Here is a 19,137-nt window from a genome sequence, read left to right on the forward strand (position 1 = left end):
TGCTTAGCGCCAGATGGACCCGGCAAAGACGTGCTGCACGATCCCATCGCGTGTCAGGCCACGCTCTTTCAGCTCTTCGTCGCTGAGCGAGGCGTAGAAATTCAGCTGCCGGCTGCGCGACCGCGCTTCGCCCATCGCGCAAAGACCGGCAAACAGGCTTTCGCCGACGGTGCGGAACAGTCCGGAAAGAGAAATGCCGGAGCGGGTGTTGAGTGTTGTATCTGCCATCAGGACCCCCAGAATCATGGGTTAAGTTGGTCCTCCCCTGGCGTTGAGTTTTTTTCATTTCGACCTCGATGAGTAGAGGGTTAATTGTCATGGCCGGATTGCACATGCTGCAATGCAGCACAAATTTTGGTCAGAATAAAAAGTAGCGTTGCGCCATGGGTAGAACTTCGGCGGGCTGACAGGTCAGCAGCTCACCATCGGCGCGTACCTCATAGGTTTCAGGATTGACCTCGATCACCGGGGTTGCATCGTTGAGTTTAAGATCGCGCTTGCCAATGCTGCGGGTGTTCTGGACTGCGACCGTCTGCTTTGCCAGACCCAGCTGGCCAGCAATTCCATCGGCCTGAGCGGCCTCGGACACGAAGGTCACCGCCGAGTGTTCGACCGAGCGCCCGTAGGCACCAAACATCGGGCGGCTATAGACCGGTTGCGGCGTCGGGATCGAGGCGTTGGGGTCACCCATCTGCGCACAGGCGATGGTGCCACCCAGCAAAACCATTTCCGGTTTCACCCCGAAAAACGCCGGGTTCCACAGGACCAGATCAGCGCGTTTGCCTTCTTCGATGCTGCCGATCTCATGGCTCAGACCATGGGCGATGGCCGGGTTGATGGTGTATTTGGCGATATAGCGGCGGACACGCAGGTTGTCGTTTTCGCCTGTTTCCTCGGCCAAACGGCCCCGCTGTTTCTTCATCTTGTCTGCGGTCTGCCAGGTGCGGATCAGAACCTCTCCGACCCGGCCCATGGCCTGACTGTCCGACGCAATGATCGAAAACGCGCCCATGTCGTGCAGAATATCCTCGGCTGCGATGGTTTCGCGCCGGATGCGGCTTTCGGCAAAAGCCACGTCCTCGGGGATGGATTTGTCGAGGTGGTGGCAGACCATGAGCATGTCCAGATGCTCCTCGACCGTGTTCACCGTGAAGGGCCGCGTCGGGTTGGTGGATGAGGGCAGAACGTTGTTTTCGCCGCAGATCTTGATGATATCGGGGGCATGACCGCCCCCCGCGCCTTCGGTGTGGAAAGCATGGATCGTCCGGCCTTTCATCGCCCCCACGGTGTTTTCCACGAAACCGGATTCGTTCAGCGTATCGGTGTGGATCATCACCTGCACGTCCATCGCATCCGCCACCGTCAGGCAGCAATCGATGGCAGCAGGCGTGGTGCCCCAATCCTCGTGCAGTTTCAGCGCGCAAGCGCCTGCTTTGATCTGTTCCTCCAACGCGGCAGGCAGCGAGGCGTTGCCCTTGCCCGCGAAGGCCAGGTTCATCGGAAAGGCGTCCGCCGCTTGCATCATCCGTCCAATATGCCATGGGCCGGGCGTGCAGGTGGTGGCCAGCGTACCATGGGCCGGGCCCGTGCCGCCACCCAGCATGGTGGTCAGCCCCGAATGTAGCGCGTCTTCGATCTGTTGCGGGCAGATAAAGTGGATATGGCTGTCAAACCCGCCAGCGGTCAGGATGCGCCCTTCGCCCGCAATGGCCTCGGTGCCCGGACCAACAATGATGTCCACACCCGGCTGCGTGTCAGGGTTTCCAGCCTTGCCGATCTTGGCGATGCGCCCGTCTTTCAAACCCACGTCAGCCTTGTAAATCCCTGAGTGATCCACGATCAGAGCATTGGTGATCACCGTATCCACCGCTCCGTCCGCGCGGGTGACCTGAGATTGCCCCATCCCGTCGCGGATCACCTTGCCACCCCCGAACTTGACCTCTTCGCCATAGTGCAGAGCGTTCGTTCCGCTACCGCCTGTCGCATCAGCTCCGGCGCGTTCGGCGGTCAGATCATGCTCGACCTCGATGATCAGATCGGTATCGGCCAAGCGCAGCTTGTCACCGATGGTGGGGCCGAACATAGCGGCATAGTCAGAGCGGTTTATAGTTGCTGGCATTAAAGCGCCCCCATGACCTTTTGATTGAATCCATACACGTGCCGTGCGCCGCCGATGGGGATCAGCGAGACCTCGCGGCTTTGTCCGGGCTCGAACCGCACCGCTGTGCCCGGCGCGATGTCGAGGCGCAGGCCGTGGGCCGCTGCGCGGTCAAACTCTAGTGCCGGGTTGGTCTCGGCAAAATGATAGTGGGATCCGACCTGAACCGGGCGGTCACCCGTATTGGCCACCATCAGGGTGGTCACCTCGGCGCCGGGGTTGAGGGTGATCCCACCTTCGGCCGGGAAGAGCTCTCCGGGGATCATTTGTTCTGTCTGATCATCACGATCACAGCAGCCGCTGCGACAAGGGCCAACCCGACGCCCAATGCAGCATAGTCGGTGCCATGCGCATGGATATGCGTATCAGTATGTGCTGCGGCAGGGCCGGCAAGGATCAGTGCGGGAAACAACATGCGCGTCATTTTTTGGGCTCCGTTCATTTGGGTTATCGAATGGGATTGTGGACGGTCACAAGCTTGGTGCCGTCAGGAAAGGTGGCTTCGACCTGTACCTCGTGGATCATCTCGGCCACGCCTTCCATGCATTGGTCGCGGGTGATGACCTCGGCCCCCGCCTGCATCATGTCGGCCACCGAGCGCCCGTCACGCGCGCCTTCGACCACCGCATCGGTAATCAGGGCAATCGCCTCAGGGTGGTTCAGTTTGACGCCGCGCGCCAGTCGTTTGCGTGCAACCTCGGCGGCCATGGCGACCAGCAGTTTGTCTTTTTCACGCGGTGTCAGGTTCATATCAGATCGTCCAGCATCGAGGGAGTGTGTCAGAGTTCAGCTGCCGCAGGATCGGCAGCAAAGAGCGGCGCAGCGCAAAGCTGTTTTCGGCCAGCAGTCGAACGGTCAGCAGATCATCGCGGATCAGGCTGACCCCTGCGGTTTCGGGCAGCAGATCGCGGATCGTTGTCAGATGAGCCGCCGCGGTATCAGCAGCAAACACAACCAGCGCCATGGCCCCTGCCCCATCGGCAATCGCGGGCCGCGCCAGATGGTCGTGCAGGTTGCCGTCAAACGCCATGGCATCCAGAAACGCGGGTTTTTGGTCGCGCCGGATCTCGATCCGGTCTCTCAAGCGCACATCGGTCAGCCGCTCGCCCATCGCGGGGCGACCAAAGACGAAAGGCTCGACCATCAGCGCCGACGCACCGAGGGCCAGATCAATCTCCAACCGGCGGTCCAAAGCGCAGCCATCGAACAGGATCGTCTCTTGCGGCAACCAGTTGAGCCGTGCCCCTGCCTCTACCTGCACTCTGTTGCGGATCTTGCCTGTCTGCTCGGGCTGCGCGCGGTAAGCGCGCTCGCAGGCTTGGGTGGTCAGGGTCAGAGTGGTGCCCGCCGCGACCTCACCTGCGAACCGAAACTGATCTCCGCCTGTGACGCCCCCGGCTGTGTTGAGTAAAACCGCATCCAGATGTACGGCATTCTGCCTTGGAAACAGACACTTGAACGAGCCTGACTGCCGAAACCGGTCAATCACGCTGCGATTGCCCAAAGGTTTCGTCCGCAAGACCACCTGCCCCTCAGCCCGCGGCTGCCGAAGCTTCTGTGCAGGAGCTATGGGAAAATGTTGGGTGATGCCGTCCACCTTCGGATCCTTGATACCGAAAGTGTTGTCGCCACTTTGCCCGGGAATCTCTATTGCGGCGCGGCCTGGCAATGCCGACAGGGTTCTTTCTGCCTATTTCTTGGGCGATTATTCATACCCGTGATGAAAAAGTAATCTGACTGCGCCTCCAACCAACAACGCCTTCACAAGGCGTACGCGGCGGCCCTGACAACAGCTCATGATTTGGCAAAAGGCTCTGAGCCCGTGTCGGGAATCAAAATCAGAACAAAGGTATTATTCACCTTGGCCAGACTTTTTCTTTACGCAAAGGAAAATAGGCCCGGATATGTAAAGTTTAACTTTGCGTATTTGGAAATTCGCAATAATTTAAATCTACTACGGCAAGGCATCAGGTGCGGGTGGGGTTTTTCGCCAATTTACAATTCTTCCGTTTTCACCAGTGTTGCGAAACATTAGGATGCGCGGCGCGAGCAGTCGCCCTCAAAAACAGAACAGCCAAAGGCGAGCATAGTGAATTCGATTTCTCCTCCTTCTGCCCCCGCTCGGCATGAACTGGAAAAAGTACGCAATCAGGGCATCACGTTTCTGGCCATTGCCTTTTTGTTCAGCGTATTCGTCAACCTGTTGATGCTGACGGGCCCTTTGTTCATGCTGCAGGTCTATGACCGGGTGTTGGGCTCTCGTGCAGTTGAGACGTTGACGGCTTTGTTCTTGCTCGTTGCACTGCTTTACGGCCTCATGGCGTTGCTGGACTATGCGCGTGGGCGGATTGTGGCGCGATTTGGTGCGCGGTTCCAGTCACAGCTGGATGAACGCGTCTTTGACGCCACGATGCAACATGCGCTGCATCCCAAGATGCGCGCTGCCCCGGCAACGGCCCTGCGGGATCTGGAAACCATTCAGAACCTGTGTTCTTCGCCCATCCTGCTGGCAGTCATGGATATACCTTGGACGCCCGTCTTTCTGGCTGCGATCTTCCTGTTCCATCCGCTGCTTGGCTGGCTCGCGGTTGCAGGCGGGACGCTTTTGGTCGTGATCGCGATTGTGAACCAGGCGCTGACACGTCGCCGTGTTGCAGGTGCACAGATCGCATCCGCCAAGGCCAACGCGTTTTCCGAGCAGGCCCGCCAAGCGGCTGAGGTCGTCCGCTCGCAAGGGATGCAAGAGGACGTGACCCGCCGCTGGTTGCAACAACGTACTGATGCGCTGGCGCAAACGATCAAAGCCAGCGACTGGACGGGCAGCTTTACCTCATTGACAAAATCTCTGCGTCTGTTTCTGCAATCGGCCATGCTGGCCCTTGGCGCCTGGCTGGTTTTGCGCAATGAACTCACGGCGGGTGCAATGATTGCGGGTTCCATCTTGTTGGGTCGAGCGTTGGCGCCGATCGAACAGTCAATCGGGCAATGGGGCACAATCGAACGGGCGCGCGCGGGCTGGTATTCGCTTAACCGGTTTCTGGACAATACCCCGCCCGAAGCACCACGCACAAAACTCCCCACACCACCGGCTGAACTGGTGGCCAAGGGCATCACTGTCATCCCGCCGGGCGCAACCTCGCCGACACTGCGCGGTGCGTCTCTGACACTGGGCCCAGGCAAGGCGTTGGGCGTAATCGGCAAAAGCGGATCAGGCAAAACAACATTGGCCAAAGCCTTGCTGGGCCTGTGGCAGCCTGCGGTCGGCGAAATCCGACTTGGTGGCGCGACGCTGGATCAATATGACCCCGATGATCTGGGCCAGCATATCGGTTACCTTCCGCAACAGGTGACGCTGTTCAACGGCTCTGTTGCCGAAAACATCGCCCGCATGTCCCAAAACCCCAACCCTGATGCTGTGGTAGCGGCAGCCAAAAAGGCCAATGCGCATGAGCTGATCTTGTCGCTGGAAAAAGGTTACGACACGTTTCTTGAGGGCAATGACAGCCAGCTTTCCGGGGGTCAAAAACAACGCATCGCTTTGGCTCGGGCGCTTTACGGCAACCCTGTGCTGCTGATCCTGGATGAACCGAACTCGGCCCTCGACGCGGATGGAACCGAAGCGCTGAACGCCGCAATCCGCGAGCTCAAGGCCGATGGCAAATCCGCTATTGTCATGACGCACCGGCCGCAGGCGATCTCGGAATGTGATGATCTGGCAGTGGTCGAGCGCGGCCAAATCGTCAAGTCCGGCAGCCGTGACGAGGTTTTGGGCGCGATCGTTCAAAACGCGGGGGCCATCAAGCGCAACTTTTCCAAGGTGGGTAGGTAATGGCAAAACACGCTAACAACCGCCCGGCCTGGAACATCACCTTCCCCGCGACTGTCGGCTTTGTCGCTTTGGCCATACTGGTCGGAGGATTGGGGGTCTGGAGCATCAAGACCCGGCTGGCTGGCGCTATCATCTCACAAGGTGTGGTCGAAGTACAAAGCAACCGTCTTGTGGTAGAGCATCCCGATGGCGGCGTTGTCGGCGAGATATTCGTCCGCGACGGAGACCAGGTCGAGCGCGGCGATATGCTGTTGCGGTTGGATGACACGTTCCTGATCTCGGAAATGAAGATCGTCGAATCGCAGTTGTTCGAATTGCTGGCCCGCAAGATTCGCCTTGAAACCGAGCGCGATGAGCTGAGCGCCGATGTGCTGGCTGAACGTTTCGCTGCGCTAACCGCGCAAGAGGATATCGACCCCGAGCTGCTGGCGGGTCAGGAACGCCTGTTCACAGCCCGTCTGGCGACTCTGGCACAACAGACCGAGCAGTTGGGCGAGCAAAAGAAACAGATCCTCAGTGAAATCGGCGGGACCGAGGCGCAATTGCAGTCGCTGCAGCGTCAGATCGCCCTGATCCGCGAGGAACTGGAAGATCAACAGAGCCTTCTGGGCCGCGGCCTGACCCAGGCCAGCCGCGTTTCGGCCTTGCAGCGCGAAGAAGTGTCGATGGACGGGGAAATCGGCAGCCTTGAGGCCACAATCGCGCGTTTGCGCGGCCAGATCGCGACCACTGAAATCCAGATCGTCGAACTGTCGGCCACCCGCCGAGAAGAGGCGATCACGCAGCTGCGCGACGCAGAAGCAAGCATTGCGGAACTGTCCGAACGGCGATTGTCGCTTTCTGAACGCCTGTCCAGGCTCGACATACGCTCACCGGCGACGGGTACGGTCTATGACAGCCAGGTCTTTGCCCTCCAATCGGTGATCCAACCCGCCGAACCGATGATGTATGTGGTTCCACAAGACGCCCCCTTGTTGGTCGCAGCCCGGGTGGATTCGTTGCATGTGGACCAGGTACACCGGGGTCAGCCCGTTGCCCTGCGCTTTCCTGCGTTCAATCAGCGCGAAACGCCCGAGATCGAGGGGCAGGTTTTCAACGTCTCAGCCGACGCCTTCACCGATGAGCAGACGGGTTTCAGCTTTTACCGTGCTGAGATTATTCCCAACGAGGGTCAGACCGATCGCCTGAATGGCCAGGTTTTGCTGCCTGGGATGCCCGTGGAAACACTGATCAAAACAGATGAACGCACCCCTCTGTCTTATCTGGTCAAACCCATGGCAGACTATTTCAACCGGGCGTTCCGGGAATAGGCTCAGATCGCCTCGACATTGCCCAGTAAGATCGAAGTCATGTCAGCGGTGACGACATTGTCGATCACGGTCACCTGAACACCGGTGTCGTAATCTACGTTCGTCGGGGTGATGCCCGACACGTCGGTATTGGCGTCCAAAAAGACCCATTTGGCGTCATGGGCCGGGGTCTGACCCACCGCCACTTGAAGGATCGACAGCGCATCCAGTGCGTTGATCGCACCGTCCTGAGTGATGTCGGACGCGATCAGCGCCTCAGGCGTGGCCGGACCCCAGGTCGGGTCCAGACCGACCGAGATGCGCAGCACCTGCAACGCGTCCAGCGCTGTGATCTCGCCCCCAGCGGTCGAATAGTATTTCTCGGCATCCAGATGCCCCGTATAGGTGCCATCCGGCAGATCCAGGTCAAACACGCCCTGATCATCAGCTTAACCCGCTCGGAACGCAGCGATGAAGAAGTGTTTGTCGTTGAAATCCGCACCGAGAACACGATGCTGGATGGAGGTGGTGTAACGGTAGAAATCATCCCCGGCATGGTTGCCGAGGTTGATATACTTTCAGGGCGCAAAACCGTTCTGGATTACTTGATACAGCCCGTCCTGAAGGTAAATGACCGTGCGCTGCGCGAGCAATGACCTCACTTAAGGCATGTTTTCAGCGGTTTCTTTTTTCTTCTGCGGGTTTTTGAATTGTTGGTCAAACAACCGACGGAACGCTCCGTTTTGTTCGATCAACTGGTCCAGAGTTCCGCGCTCGATGACCTCACCATCCTGAAGGACCATGATGGTATCCGCTTGCAGCACCGTTGAAAGACGGTGCGCAATGACGATGGTTGTGACATCCTTGGTCAAGCGGTCCAACGCCTCTTTCACCAAGGCCTCTGACTCGGCATCCAATGCGCTGGTGGCTTCGTCCAACAACAGTATTTCTGCCTTGCGCAAAATCGCTCGCGCGATTGCCAATCGTTGTTTTTGACCACCAGAGAGGAAGGCTCCGTTCTCGCCAACTTCGGTGTCATAACCGTCTTTGAGACCAGTTATGAAATCATGCGCATGAGCGGCACGGGCGGCCTCGATGATTTCTTCATCTGTCGCATCCGGCGACGCATAACGCAGGTTTTCCATAATAGTGGTCGAGAACAGGAACGTGTCTTGGCCCACATAAGAGATCTTGCGTCTGAGCGAGGCAAAGCTGACATCCTGCAAGTTCTGGCCATCGATTTCCACAGTACCCGAGTCTGGGTCGTAAAAACGCATGATCAAACCAAATACGGTTGATTTGCCTCCGCCAGACTGACCGACCAAAGCTGTTGTCTTGCCCGGCTCAAATGTCAAATCCATATCTTCGATGATCTTCATCGACCCGCTATAGCCAAACGACACTTTGTTAAAACGGATCTTGCCAGGGCCAGAGCGCAATTCGACCGGATTGACGCTTTCTTGCATGGTGTCTTCTTCATCAAGCAACTGAAGCATCATACGAACAGGTACCATCGCGGTTTCGATAACCACGCGCATCCTGGAAAGGCGTTTGGCAGGTTCATAGGCCATCAAAAGCGCGGTAATGAACGACATCAACTGCCCGGCGGTTGGCGGTTCGCTTCCAGCCAAACCCATGGTCGAGACGATCAAGACACCAGCAACCGCGACACCAGCCAGAAACTCCATAAGCGGGCTGGCAATGGATTGCAGTCTTGCGATGTCGTTGGCCCGCTTTTCAACAGCTCTGATCGCGCCGTCCATACGCTCGGCCATATGGCTTTCAAGCGCGAATACCTTGATGACCCGAATGCCACCCGAGGTTTCCTGCAACACTCGGATAATCTCGGACATCGCTTTTAGTTCGCCTTGCATGATGGAACGCACGCCACGCAGCAGCTTACGAACGGCAAACATCGCAACCGGGCCCAAGACGAAAAACATCACCGAAAGAACAGGCTGCTGGTAGACCATCACAAAGACAAGCCCGACCAGGGTAAACGCATCGCGCACAAAACTTGTGACGATGACATCGACCAAGCGTCTTGCGCCCTGCGCCCCTTGAGTGACCCGCATCAACAAGTTCGAGGATTCAGTGTTCGAAAAGAAATCGAGGCCCCTCTGCAATAGCTTATCGTAGAGGATCTCTTGCTGAACCGCGACAATCCGGTTGCCAGCACGCGCCAGGAAAACTGCCTGGACGTAACTTGCGACGGCCTTGGTCAAGAACAACAGCACGACACCGCCGGCTATGAACAAGACCTGTGATCGCATTTCCGGGGTTGTCATCACATTGATGATGTTTTCCATCATCCACGCGGTTCCGGCCGTGGTAACGGCAACCACGATCATCGCGATAATGGCAATACCATAGAGCCATCCCTGAGAACGCAAGCTGTCGCCCACGATACGCCCCAGAGGTGTCGCCCGCCATTTCGTCCAGGCCTTCGTGATCATTCAGATCTCCAGTATTTTCCACTCAGCCGGTTGAGTGGTGGCCGGAATACCGACCGTCTTGCCTTCGACATCCGTTCGCCAAGTGAACGGTTGCGTCTAGTTATGCTGGTGACACGCAATATTCCAGTGCTTAGATTTTGATACGTTGCGCAAGCAACACATTCCTGAGCACGAATTCGCTTCATTGCCAACTGACATCGCCCAGGAAAATATAACCCGCACCGTATATCGTTTTGATAAGGCGCGGATTTTTTGGATCTTCGCCCAATTTCGTGCGCAAGCGCGAGATCCTGACATCCATCGCCCGATCAAAGCTGTCGCCAGCACCGCCACCCAGCATTTCCTGCATTCTGGCGCGGCTGATCAAGCGTTTGGGGCTTTCCAGAAACAAACGCAGAACTTCGCCTTCGGCATGGCTGAACGGAGTCTCGATGCCTTGCGCATCAATCAGGACATATCGGTCGAAATATGCACTCCAACCGTTAAAAGTGGCGATGTCCGAGTTTTGCACCGCCGGTCGAGCCGAACGCAGGCGTGCTCGGATACGGGCAACCACTTCGGTGGGGTCAAATGGTTTGGTTATATAGTCATCCGCCCCCAGCTCCAGCCCGGTGACGCGGTCCTGAACCTGCGCGCGGCCGGAAATGATGATGACCGCGGCCCCCTGTTCCAGCGCCAACCGATGTACCAGCGCAAGCCCATCGGTATCAGGCAAGGACAGATCGACAAGGCAAACATCCGGCGTCACACGTTTCAGCGAGGCTTCGAACTCGCGCGCCCGGGAAAAGCTTTGGGTGCGGAACCCAGCCTCTTCCAGGGCCTCGGTCAGAATGCGCCTTATCTCGGGCTCATCATCCAGAATCGTTACCAGCGGTTGCGTCATCAATGGCCCTCGGTTCGGATCAGCGCTGACAATTGCTCAGCCGCAAAAGGTTTCTGCAGAACGGGCGCCATTGCAAGCGCACGCTGGTGGAGCGGGTCGGAATAAGGCAGCGATGTCATCAGAATGCAAGGCAAACGCCCCCCCAGCTGTTCGACAAGATCAAGCCCGGTGCCCGCCCCTTCCAGCCTGATATCCGACAGGATCAACGAGATGTCTTCGATATCAGTGGTCAGGGCCATCGCCTCTTCGACCGTGGTCGCCTCGATCACCGAGCAACCGATCTCAACCAGCATATCGCGAAACTGGTGGCGTAGCTCGTCTTGGTCTTCGACCAGTAGCACCAGACCAGAGGTTGCGGGCATGGCTGGACGATAGGGCAAGCGGATGACAACCGACGCGCCGGAAGGCGTGTTGCGCAAATGCAGATCACCGCCCGCCAGTTTGACCGTGTCATAGACCATAGGCAGCCCCAATCCTGATCCATCACTGCCTTTGGTGGTAAAGAACGGGTTCAGTGCCTGATCTAACGCATCTGCGGAAAACCCGGGGCCGGTATCGGAAACGGTGATCTCGGCCCAGATGTCCCCCACCGCATGGGCGCTGACGGTGATCTGACCCGAAGGTCCACAAGCATCTTTGGCGTTCAGCACCAGGTTCAACAGCGCATCCTGCACCATGCCGGGATCCAGCATCAATGGCCGGTCGGGCAAGGTGTTGACCACCGACAACCCCACCCCGCGCGGCAGCGAAGGTGAGGCGAGCACGCGCAGGTCCTCTAGCAGCGCACCCATATCGGTGGCTTTGGGATCCGGGGTGCGGTTGCCGGTCATATCCGCGATCCGGTTCAGCAGCTGGCCACCACGGCGGGCTGTGGCCTGCGTGGCGGCGACCAGTTGACCAGCCTCGTCCGGAAGCCCCATCTTGGCCAGCTTGGATTGCATCCCCAGAATGATGGTGAGCAGGTTGGAAAAGTCATGTGCCATGCCGCTGGTCATCTGTGCTGCCAATGCTCGGCGGCGGGTCTGCTGCAAGGCAACGCGGGCCTGGGTTTCTTCGGTAATATCTACCGACATGATATAGACGCCACCCTCTCCATCCGGGCTGAACGATACCCGCAAACGGCGTGAGTTCTGCGCTTCGGTGAACTCGAAAACCGAGGTTTCCCCTTCATAGGCCTGTTGCAGATGCGGCAAGACGCGTTGGTAGGCGTCCGTGCCCAAAGCCTGTGAGATATGCAGCCCGACAATGTCCGAAGGCCGCCCGGGCATGACCGAGCTAAGCCGCCGGTTGGAATAGTCATAGCGGCCTTCGGCATCCAGATGCGCGATATGGGCTGGCATCATCTCGGTCGTCATGCGTGTGCGCGCTTCGATCTCGGTCAATTGCCGCTTGGCTTCTTCCAACGCTTTGTTGGTGGCAGCCAGTTTGCGGTTGCTGGCCGAAAGCTCTTCGGCACGGGTCAACAATTGGCCCGAGAGCACTTCGGATCTGGCGCGCAAGAGATCTTCGGCCTGTTTGGTGCGGGTGATATCGGTATAGACCGCCACCCAACCCCCCGTGGGCAGCGGTGCGCCCTCGATGGAAATCACCTGACCGTTGCGGCGCGTCCGTTCCATGTAATGCGGCTCGAAGGCAAGCGCTTGCTGCACCCGGTGCGTCACAAGCTCTTCGACGTTCTGGTCGTTCCCGTATTCGCCACGCGTCGCCAGATAGTGGATCGTATCGCGAAACAGCGCACCGGGTTGGACCAGATCGTCCGGCAGATCGAACATTTCCTGAAACCGCAGGTTGCACAGAACCAATCGCAGCTTGCTGTCATAGATTGACAGGGCCTGCCCAATCAGGTTCAGACCCGCGCTTGTCATGGCTTTGACGCGTTGTTCGGATATCCGCACGGCACCCCCCTCTTGGTTTATGCCTAACACCAGTTTTGCGACAGGTGTAGGGGCACACCTGTCACACCAGTGCCCCAACCCGGGCTTGAATTCAGGGCAACCCGGACAAAGCCGTTGCAGTTCAAGGGGGTTTTCCCTCAGATGGCACCATGACACGGCCTTCAATAACCACGGAAACGGACGCATCCGGCCCCTTGGTGCGGATCGCAGGAGATCTGCTGACGCAGTCGCTGGATGCGGTCGAAGGTGCGTTCCGGTCGATCAAGGCCGATGGACCCCAAATGCGGCTGGATTTCTCCGAGGTACAGGCGCTGGACACCGGTGGTGCCTGGTTGGTGGCGGATCTGTCCCGGCGCGCTCGGGCTGCGGGCACACAGGTGGAGTATCTGGGGTTACAACCGGCCCATGCCTCATTGATCGAAACGGTCTCCAAAAACATCCCGGAAGAGGCCGGGGTTCAAGCTCCGCCACGCGGGTTCATCCCGTGGGTAGCGCGGATCGGCGAACGGACCGTCGGCGGCTGGCATGACACGCTGTCAATCCTTGGATTTCTTGGCCTGACCCTGCACCGGTTGGTCCGCACGCTGATCATGCCGTGGCGCTTGCGCCGCGCGGCTTTGTTCACGCAGATGGAGCAGACCGGGTTCAAAGCTTTGCCCATTGTGACCCTTATGGGGTTTCTGATCGGGGTCGTGCTGGCCTTTCAGGGCGCCACGCAGCTCAAACAATTCGGGGCCGAGATTTTTGTGGTCGAACTGATCTCGATCTCGGTGCTGCGGGAATTGGGCGTCTTGCTGACCGCTATCATCGTGGCAGGCCGATCCGGTTCGGCCTTCACCGCCTCAATCGGGTCGATGAAGGTTCAGGAAGAGATTGACGCCATGCGCACGCTGGGACTGGACCCGGTCGAGGTGCTGGTCGTGCCGCGCGTGCTGGCCTTGCTGATCATGCTGCCGATCCTTGGCTTTGTGGCTGATATGGCGGGCCTTATCGGCGGCGCATTGATGAGCTGGATTGACCTGGGGGTCAGCCCCGGCATGTTCCTGACGCGGCTTAAGGAAAATACCGGAGTGGCCCAATTGGCAGTTGGGTTGATCAAAGCCCCCTTCTTTGCGCTTGTGATTGGTGTGATTGCCTGCTGGCAGGCAATGCAGGTGCAGGGGTCATCAGAAAGCGTTGGACAGCGCACCACCGCCTCGGTTGTGCAGTCGATCTTTATGGTGATCGCGCTGGACGCGCTGTTCTCAATCTTCTTCTCCGAGATTGGGCTGTGACATGGACGGGACCGTGATTCAAACCAGCCATAAATCCAGTGCGCAGCGCGAGGCCGTGATCAAGGTCCGCAACCTGACCAACCGGTTTGGCGAGCAGGTGGTGCATGACAATTTGAACCTGGATGTCTGGCGCGGCGAAGTGCTGGGCGTCGTGGGGGGGTCCGGTACGGGCAAATCGGTGCTGCTGCGCACGATTGTGGGGCTGAACAAGCCCGCGGCTGGCAGTATCGAAGTGTTGGGCGTCGATGTTTTGAACGGCCCGGAATCCGAGCGGCAACGGATCGAGAAAAGCTGGGGCGTCGCCTTTCAGGATGGCGCGCTGTTTTCGTCGTTGACCGTATTGCAAAACGTCATGGCCCCGCTGCGCGAACACACCCGCCTTAGCGAAAGTCTGATGGAATCGCTGGGCGGGCTCAAGATCAGCCTTGTTGGCCTGCCGCAGTTCAGCTGCAGCAAGTTTCCGTCGGAGCTGTCGGGCGGCATGCGCAAGCGCGCAGCATTGGCCCGGGCCTTGTCTCTGGACCCCGAGATCGTGTTTCTGGACGAACCCACCGCTGGTTTGGACCCGATCGGTGCTGCCGCCTATGACGACCTGATCGGCGAGTTGCAAGAGGCACTGGGGCTGACCGTATTCATGGTAACCCATGATCTGGACAGTCTTTATGCGATTTGCGACCGCATCGCGGTGCTTGCGGAAAAACGCGTTTTAGTTGAGGGTCCGATTGAAGATATGACCAAAGTCGATCACCCTTGGGTGCAAGAATATTTCACCGGTCCCCGCGCCCGTGCGGCGCAGGAAAAGGGTCAGGACAGGTAAGAGGCAATGGAAACCCGAGCAAACTATATCCTGATCGGCGCCTTTACACTTGGGGGTATTCTGGCCGCGTTTGGCTTTTTCCTGTGGCTCGCCAAATTCGAAGTGACCCGCCAATATGCCTATTATGACGTGCTGTTCGACAATGTCTCGGGCCTGTCTGCGGCAGGTGGCGTGAACTATAACGGCCTGCCTGTTGGTCAGGTCATCGCGTTGAACCTTGATCAGGACGACCCGTCGAAGGTGCGCGTTCGGATCGAGATAGATGCTGAGATTCCAGTAAAAGAAGACACCATAGCGCAGTTGCAATCTCTGGGTGTAACCGGCGTTGCATATGTTGAGTTGTCCGGGGGCTCTCCATCAGCCGAACGCTTGCCGCAAAATAGTGTGATCAAAAGCAAACGCAGCACCATTCAATCCTTGTTTGAAGGTGCGCCCAAGGTGCTGGATGAGGCGATTACCCTTCTCGAGAACTTGAATTCCATCGTAGACGACAAGAACCGCAAATCGGTCTCGGACATTCTCGACAATATCGCTTCGGCCTCGGGGCGTTTGGACAAGACCTTGTCAGATTTCGAAACGCTGTCAGGAGATTTGGGCAACGCCGCGCGCGAGATCGGGGATTTCACCAAACGCCTGGACAGTCTGGTTGAGAAGGCCGAAACCACCTTGACCACCGGGACCGATACGCTGAACAGCATCAAGGATGCCACTGACACCGCAAAAACGACGCTCGAAACAGCCACTGGCACGCTTGAGACAACCGAACGGGTCATCGAGCAGGACATTCGCCCCTTCATCGCACGGGCCTCGACCCTGGCAGAAAGTCTGACCACGCTGTCTGACGAGGGCCAGGTGGCCCTGGGCGTCGCGACCGAGACCATTGCCAATGCCAATACGACCTTGGGGTCGATCAATCTGGCGATGGACAGCGCGCAAGGTACGCTGGACTCTGCCAAACGCGCGTTTGACTCAGCCAACCGAGTTTTGGACGAAGACATTTCCGAAGTTGCTGCAGACATTCGCAACGCGGCAAATCAGGTCGCAGAAACCGTCACCAATGTCACAAGCAAGATCGACGAAATTTCCGACGATATCCTGAGCGCATCGCAATCGGCGTCCGAATTGCTGGGTACGATTGACGGAATTGTTCAGGACAATCGCCGCCAAGTGTCTGATTTCCTGCGTGTCGGCCTACCGCAATTCGTCCGGTTTATCGAAGAGTCCCAGCGTCTGGTCATCAGCCTCGACCGATTGGTGGACAGGGTCGAAAGCGACCCCGCACGCTTCTTGCTGGGCACACAAGCATCGGAGTTCCGTCAATGATCCGGCCTCTTATTGTCACTCTGGTTTTGGCGTCGCTGGCCGGATGTACCGGCTTGGATACGTTGCGACAGGCGTCCAAGCCCAATGATCTGTATCTTTTGACACCCAAAAGCACGTTTTCATCATCGCTGCCGCGGATTCAAAAGCAGATTGTCGTGGCCGAACCAACAGCCACGGCTGCCGTGAACACCGATCAGATCGCAATTCAACCTACCCCGCTTCAGGTCCAATACCTGCCGCAGGCGCGATGGGCTGATCGCGCGCCCGCCATTGTGCAATCGCTGTTGGTGGAGAGCTTTGAAAACTCCAAAAAAGTGTCTGCCGTAGGGCGGTCGACAGTTGGGTTGCGGGCGGACTATGTCGTCTCGCCCGATCTGCGCGAGTTTCAGGGCCATGTTCTGACCAACCCCGATGGCAGCACCTATATCCAGATCAAAGTACGCTTGAATATCAAGATTATCGACGAGTACGAAGACAAGATTATCGCATCCGCCTCGTTCGAAGAGAATGTAACATCAGCCAGCGATCAGACCCCGGATCTTGTCCTTGCCTATGACCAAGCATTGGGCGGTACAATGCGCGATGCTGTGGAATGGAGTATCCGCAGGATCAATACTCATGCGGCCAACAACCCGCGCGGGGTCGAAAGCTGACCCCACGGGCTTTTGACCTAGAAATGCCCCGGCGACGCTTGCTCCCACGCGGCGGCATATTTGGCTGAGACATCGCCGTTCAGCAGCGCGCCGTCCTCCAACAATTCGTACATCTCGGCATAGCTCTGCTCGCCCTCATCCGCCATGCGGCGGCGAATGTCCGAGGGGTGAAGCTCGGCCACCGTGGCTTTGCCCATCGCGCCCAAAATCTCGCGGAAGCTTTCCAGCGTTGCGTCATGATAGCGCTGCACACGTTGGCGTTTCTGCGGTACATTGACCGCCTGCCCCCGGATCGGGTCTTGCGTGGCCACGCCAGAGGGGCAGCGATTGGTGTTGCAATGTAGGGCCTGAATGCAGCCGATGGCAAACATCATGGCACGGGCCGAGTTGCACATATCGGCCCCCAACGCGAATTTCTCGACCATGTCAAAGCCCGTCGCCACCTTGCCCGAGCAGATGATCCGCACCTTGTCGCGCACGCCGATCCCACGCATGCAGTTGTTGACGAATACCAGCCCTTCGTTCAACGGCATACCTAGACGGTTGGTAAACTCGACCGGCGCCGCGCCCGTGCCGCCCTCGGCCCCGTCAACGGTGATGAAATCGGGCAGGATCCCGGTGTCCAGCATCGCCTTGCAGATCGCCATGAACTCGGACGGCTTGCCGATGCACAGCTTGAACCCCACAGGTTTGCCGCCCGACATCTCACGCAGATGCTGCACAAATTCCATCAGGCCGGTCGGACCATCGAAAGCCGAGTGGATGGGCGGCGAGATCACGTCCTGATGCATCGGCACGCCCCGAATTTCGGCGATCTCCTCATCGACCTTGGCGGCGGGCAACACGCCACCATGCGAGGGTTTGGCACCTTGCGACAGCTTGATCTCGATCGCTTTGACCACATCCTTTTGCGCTTTTTCGGCAAACTTGTCCTTGTCAAAGCCACCCTCAGGCGTTCGACATCCGAAATAGCCGGTTCCGATTTGCCAGATGATATCGCCACCTTCGGCCAAGTGATGCGGTGATAGGCCGCCCTCGCCCGTGTTGTGGGCAAAACCACCATCCTTAGCACCCCCGTTCAGCGCCTTGATTGCATTGGCGCTAAGCGCGCCAAAGCTCATGGCGGACACGTTCAGACGCGAGGCATTATAGGGCTTGTCGCATTGCGGTCCGCCCAGAAGCACACGTTCTTCGCTTTCATCCACATGTTTGGGTGCCAGCGAGTGGTTCGCGCGGTGATAGCCCACATCAAGAATGTCATATTGGGTGCCAAAGGCCTGCGTATCCACCTGCCCCTTGGCCCGTGCGTAAACCAGCCCGCGCACGATCCGGTTGAACGGGCGGCCGCTTTCATTGGTTTCAACGAAATACTGGCGGATTTCGGGACTGACAAATTCCAGCATGTACCGGAAATGACCCAGCACCGGATAGTTATTCAGCACGTTATGTTTGGTGGTCAGTATGTCATAGGCTCCGATCACCACATAAGGCAGGATCAACACCAGCAGCCACAGGATCGGCGCCCAGAGCAGGCCCAGCAGCAGGGTTATCGGCAAAGCCAGAAAAGCCACCGCAAAGTAAATTCGACGAACGATCATCCCAATCCTCCTGGGGTATGGCGAGGACCGCATCCCCGAACGTTTACGGCCTTTCAATACGGCAAGGCCCTGACCAGAGGGTGAACAGTTTCCTGTGACAAGGCAAGGGTTTGTCGGGGTTCAGCCGCAGAAACCAGCGTGCGCTTTGATTGATCCGGCCCAAGACACGCGTTATGCCAGCTTGGGCGTGGATCACAGCAGGGACAAGCCGTGGCAACCATCGGGCCGAAACTTGGGATGTACTCAGCCGTCTTTGTCGGAGGCGCGGCCGGATCGCTGCTTCGCGAACTTTTTGCGCTGCAAATCCCCGGCGTGCCGTTTCTGACCGCTACCTTCGGGATCAATATCGTAGCCTGTTTCATTCTGGGCTGGCTGTTTGCCATTCGCCACAAGGTCCACGCCCATATCCTGCATCTGGGTGCGGTCGGGTTTTGCGGGGGATTGTCCACCTTCTCGTCCTTCGTAGCCGAACTGGCGCGGCTGGCCGAGATCGGCCCAAGCCCGCTTCTGATCGCCATAGTGGCCGAAATTGCCTTGGGTCTGGGGGCCGCCGCGGTCGGAGAGCGCCTTGGCCGTAGCTTTCACAGCAAAGGCGATGTTGGATGAGCGCGCTCTATCTGCATGCGATCTTTGCGATCGGCGGTGGGCTTGGCGCTGTTCTGCGTCATTGGCTGGCCCAGCAGATTACAAGTGATTTGCCCATTGCAACGCTGATCGTGAATGTTTTGGGCAGCCTTATCCTGGGTCTTTGGGCCGGCTATCTGGGCGGCGCACAGGGCATCAGCCCCGAAGAAAGCCACCTGATCTTTGGCTTTTGCGGCGGGTTCACGACCTTTTCTAGCTTTGCCTATCAAACGCTGGATCTGCATCGAAACCGCACCTTTGCCCATGCGGCTGGGAACATCCTGCTAAGCCTTTTGCTGTGCTGGGGCGCGTTGTGGCTTGGCTTGGTTCTGACCTGA

At 58.2% G+C, this 19,137-nt stretch carries 20 protein-coding genes; 9 read left to right on the plus strand and 11 right to left on the minus strand.

Annotated features, from left to right (window positions below):
• Window positions 1-3: 3 nt before the first annotated feature.
• The 6 genes from GOV38_RS18095 to GOV38_RS18120 form a co-directional block, all read right to left on the minus strand.
• Window positions 4-228: a hypothetical protein gene (locus GOV38_RS18095; RefSeq protein ID WP_171103096.1), complete on the minus strand. Its 225-nt coding sequence runs from the start codon at window positions 226-228 to the stop codon at window positions 4-6.
• A gap of 130 nt (window positions 229-358) precedes the next feature.
• Entirely contained in the window at window positions 359-2,119 is a 1,761-nt protein-coding gene (gene ureC, locus GOV38_RS18100; protein ID WP_171208101.1) for an urease subunit alpha, read from the minus strand.
• Complete coding sequence (locus tag GOV38_RS18105; RefSeq protein WP_171208102.1) at window positions 2,119-2,424, minus strand: urease subunit beta; 306 nt, start codon at window positions 2,422-2,424, stop codon at window positions 2,119-2,121. The genes ureC and GOV38_RS18105 overlap by 1 nt, the downstream gene beginning before the upstream one ends.
• A complete protein-coding gene (locus GOV38_RS18110) occupies window positions 2,421-2,582 on the minus strand; it encodes a hypothetical protein (RefSeq protein WP_171208103.1) in 162 nt (53 codons plus the stop codon). The genes GOV38_RS18105 and GOV38_RS18110 overlap by 4 nt, the downstream gene beginning before the upstream one ends.
• 23 nt (window positions 2,583-2,605) lie before the next feature.
• Window positions 2,606-2,908 (minus strand): urease subunit gamma, encoded by a 303-nt coding sequence (locus GOV38_RS18115; RefSeq protein ID WP_171103089.1) that lies wholly within the window; start codon window positions 2,906-2,908, stop codon window positions 2,606-2,608.
• A gap of 1 nt (window position 2,909) precedes the next feature.
• Window positions 2,910-3,683, minus strand: coding sequence for an urease accessory protein UreD (locus tag GOV38_RS18120; RefSeq protein WP_171208369.1), 774 nt, complete (start codon window positions 3,681-3,683; stop codon window positions 2,910-2,912).
• A 564-nt stretch (window positions 3,684-4,247) separates the two neighbouring features.
• Between GOV38_RS18120 and GOV38_RS18125 the strand changes: the two genes are divergently transcribed.
• Both GOV38_RS18125 and GOV38_RS18130 read left to right on the plus strand, forming a co-directional pair.
• Window positions 4,248-5,987 carry a type I secretion system permease/ATPase gene (locus tag GOV38_RS18125; RefSeq protein ID WP_371731820.1) on the plus strand — a complete coding sequence of 580 codons (1,740 nt, stop codon included), beginning with the start codon at window positions 4,248-4,250 and terminating at the stop codon, window positions 5,985-5,987.
• Window positions 5,987-7,297 (plus strand): HlyD family type I secretion periplasmic adaptor subunit, encoded by a 1,311-nt coding sequence (locus tag GOV38_RS18130; protein WP_171208104.1) that lies wholly within the window; start codon window positions 5,987-5,989, stop codon window positions 7,295-7,297. The genes GOV38_RS18125 and GOV38_RS18130 overlap by 1 nt, the downstream gene beginning before the upstream one ends.
• 2 nt (window positions 7,298-7,299) lie before the next feature.
• Here the strand turns inward: GOV38_RS18130 and GOV38_RS18135 are convergent, their stop codons facing one another.
• Window positions 7,300-7,710 (minus strand): dockerin type I domain-containing protein, encoded by a 411-nt coding sequence (locus tag GOV38_RS18135; RefSeq protein WP_171208105.1) that lies wholly within the window; start codon window positions 7,708-7,710, stop codon window positions 7,300-7,302.
• A gap of 45 nt (window positions 7,711-7,755) precedes the next feature.
• Here GOV38_RS18135 and GOV38_RS18140 point away from each other — a divergent pair, with 45 nt between their 5' ends.
• Window positions 7,756-7,932: a hypothetical protein gene (locus GOV38_RS18140; protein WP_254430463.1), complete on the plus strand. Its 177-nt coding sequence runs from the start codon at window positions 7,756-7,758 to the stop codon at window positions 7,930-7,932.
• 6 nt (window positions 7,933-7,938) lie between these two features.
• Here the strand turns inward: GOV38_RS18140 and GOV38_RS18145 are convergent, their stop codons facing one another.
• The 3 genes from GOV38_RS18145 to GOV38_RS18155 all read right to left on the minus strand — a co-directional run bounded on the left by GOV38_RS18145 (window position 7,939) and on the right by GOV38_RS18155 (window position 12,480).
• Window positions 7,939-9,732 (minus strand): ABC transporter ATP-binding protein, encoded by a 1,794-nt coding sequence (locus GOV38_RS18145; protein ID WP_171132794.1) that lies wholly within the window; start codon window positions 9,730-9,732, stop codon window positions 7,939-7,941.
• 181 nt (window positions 9,733-9,913) lie between these two features.
• Entirely contained in the window at window positions 9,914-10,615 is a 702-nt protein-coding gene (locus tag GOV38_RS18150; RefSeq protein WP_171103077.1) for a response regulator transcription factor, read from the minus strand.
• The gene (locus tag GOV38_RS18155; RefSeq protein ID WP_171103158.1) at window positions 10,615-12,480 is read right to left on the minus strand and encodes a PAS-domain containing protein; all 1,866 of its coding nucleotides are present in this window, start codon (window positions 12,478-12,480) and stop codon (window positions 10,615-10,617) included. The genes GOV38_RS18150 and GOV38_RS18155 overlap by 1 nt, the downstream gene beginning before the upstream one ends.
• 179 nt (window positions 12,481-12,659) lie before the next feature.
• Between GOV38_RS18155 and GOV38_RS18160 the strand changes: the two genes are divergently transcribed.
• From GOV38_RS18160 to GOV38_RS18175, 4 genes are read left to right on the plus strand one after another with little or no spacing between them, the layout of a single operon-like run.
• On the plus strand, window positions 12,660-13,784 hold the full coding sequence (locus GOV38_RS18160; RefSeq protein ID WP_171132795.1) for an MlaE family lipid ABC transporter permease subunit: 1,125 nt from the start codon (window positions 12,660-12,662) through the stop codon (window positions 13,782-13,784).
• 1 nt (window position 13,785) lies between these two features.
• Complete coding sequence (locus tag GOV38_RS18165) at window positions 13,786-14,601, plus strand: ABC transporter ATP-binding protein (RefSeq protein ID WP_171132796.1); 816 nt, start codon at window positions 13,786-13,788, stop codon at window positions 14,599-14,601.
• Between the two features lie 6 nt (window positions 14,602-14,607).
• Window positions 14,608-15,924 (plus strand): MlaD family protein, encoded by a 1,317-nt coding sequence (locus GOV38_RS18170; RefSeq protein WP_171103072.1) that lies wholly within the window; start codon window positions 14,608-14,610, stop codon window positions 15,922-15,924.
• Complete coding sequence (locus tag GOV38_RS18175; protein WP_171208106.1) at window positions 15,921-16,577, plus strand: ABC-type transport auxiliary lipoprotein family protein; 657 nt, start codon at window positions 15,921-15,923, stop codon at window positions 16,575-16,577. Before GOV38_RS18170 ends, GOV38_RS18175 begins: the two co-directional genes overlap by 4 nt.
• Before the next feature lie 17 nt (window positions 16,578-16,594).
• Here GOV38_RS18175 and GOV38_RS18180 read toward each other — a convergent pair whose 3' ends face one another.
• Window positions 16,595-18,175, minus strand: a complete 1,581-nt coding sequence (locus GOV38_RS18180; protein ID WP_171208107.1) for an FMN-binding glutamate synthase family protein — start codon at window positions 18,173-18,175, stop codon at window positions 16,595-16,597.
• Between the two features lie 210 nt (window positions 18,176-18,385).
• On the opposite strand from GOV38_RS18180, the gene GOV38_RS18185 reads away from it, so the two are divergent.
• Both GOV38_RS18185 and crcB read left to right on the plus strand, forming a co-directional pair.
• Window positions 18,386-18,781: a CrcB family protein gene (locus tag GOV38_RS18185; protein WP_371808497.1), complete on the plus strand. Its 396-nt coding sequence runs from the start codon at window positions 18,386-18,388 to the stop codon at window positions 18,779-18,781.
• The gene (gene crcB / locus GOV38_RS18190) at window positions 18,778-19,137 is read left to right on the plus strand and encodes a fluoride efflux transporter CrcB (RefSeq protein ID WP_171208108.1); all 360 of its coding nucleotides are present in this window, start codon (window positions 18,778-18,780) and stop codon (window positions 19,135-19,137) included. Before GOV38_RS18185 ends, crcB begins: the two co-directional genes overlap by 4 nt.

This window comes from Ruegeria sp. HKCCA5839, assembly GCF_013035585.1.
In the GTDB taxonomy this organism is placed as follows: domain Bacteria; phylum Pseudomonadota; class Alphaproteobacteria; order Rhodobacterales; family Rhodobacteraceae; genus Ruegeria.

Excerpts from the sequence above, each read along its gene's own strand:
- GOV38_RS18095 (WP_171103096.1), bottom strand. The coding sequence starts at position 228 with ATGGCAGATACAACACTCAACACCCGCTCCGGCATTTCTCTTTCCGGA.
- ureC (WP_171208101.1), bottom strand. The coding sequence starts at position 2,119 with ATGCCAGCAACTATAAACCGCTCTGACTATGCCGCTATGTTCGGCCCC.
- GOV38_RS18105 (WP_171208102.1), bottom strand. The coding sequence starts at position 2,424 with ATGATCCCCGGAGAGCTCTTCCCGGCCGAAGGTGGGATCACCCTCAAC.
- GOV38_RS18110 (WP_171208103.1), bottom strand. The coding sequence starts at position 2,582 with ATGACGCGCATGTTGTTTCCCGCACTGATCCTTGCCGGCCCTGCCGCA.
- GOV38_RS18115 (WP_171103089.1), bottom strand. The coding sequence starts at position 2,908 with ATGAACCTGACACCGCGTGAAAAAGACAAACTGCTGGTCGCCATGGCC.
- GOV38_RS18130 (WP_171208104.1), top strand. The coding sequence starts at position 5,987 with ATGGCAAAACACGCTAACAACCGCCCGGCCTGGAACATCACCTTCCCC.
- GOV38_RS18145 (WP_171132794.1), bottom strand. The coding sequence starts at position 9,732 with ATGATCACGAAGGCCTGGACGAAATGGCGGGCGACACCTCTGGGGCGT.
- GOV38_RS18150 (WP_171103077.1), bottom strand. The coding sequence starts at position 10,615 with ATGACGCAACCGCTGGTAACGATTCTGGATGATGAGCCCGAGATAAGG.
- GOV38_RS18155 (WP_171103158.1), bottom strand. The coding sequence starts at position 12,480 with ATGACAAGCGCGGGTCTGAACCTGATTGGGCAGGCCCTGTCAATCTAT.
- GOV38_RS18160 (WP_171132795.1), top strand. The coding sequence starts at position 12,660 with ATGACACGGCCTTCAATAACCACGGAAACGGACGCATCCGGCCCCTTG.
- GOV38_RS18165 (WP_171132796.1), top strand. The coding sequence starts at position 13,786 with ATGGACGGGACCGTGATTCAAACCAGCCATAAATCCAGTGCGCAGCGC.
- GOV38_RS18170 (WP_171103072.1), top strand. The coding sequence starts at position 14,608 with ATGGAAACCCGAGCAAACTATATCCTGATCGGCGCCTTTACACTTGGG.
- GOV38_RS18175 (WP_171208106.1), top strand. The coding sequence starts at position 15,921 with ATGATCCGGCCTCTTATTGTCACTCTGGTTTTGGCGTCGCTGGCCGGA.
- GOV38_RS18180 (WP_171208107.1), bottom strand. The coding sequence starts at position 18,175 with ATGATCGTTCGTCGAATTTACTTTGCGGTGGCTTTTCTGGCTTTGCCG.
- crcB (WP_171208108.1), top strand. The coding sequence starts at position 18,778 with ATGAGCGCGCTCTATCTGCATGCGATCTTTGCGATCGGCGGTGGGCTT.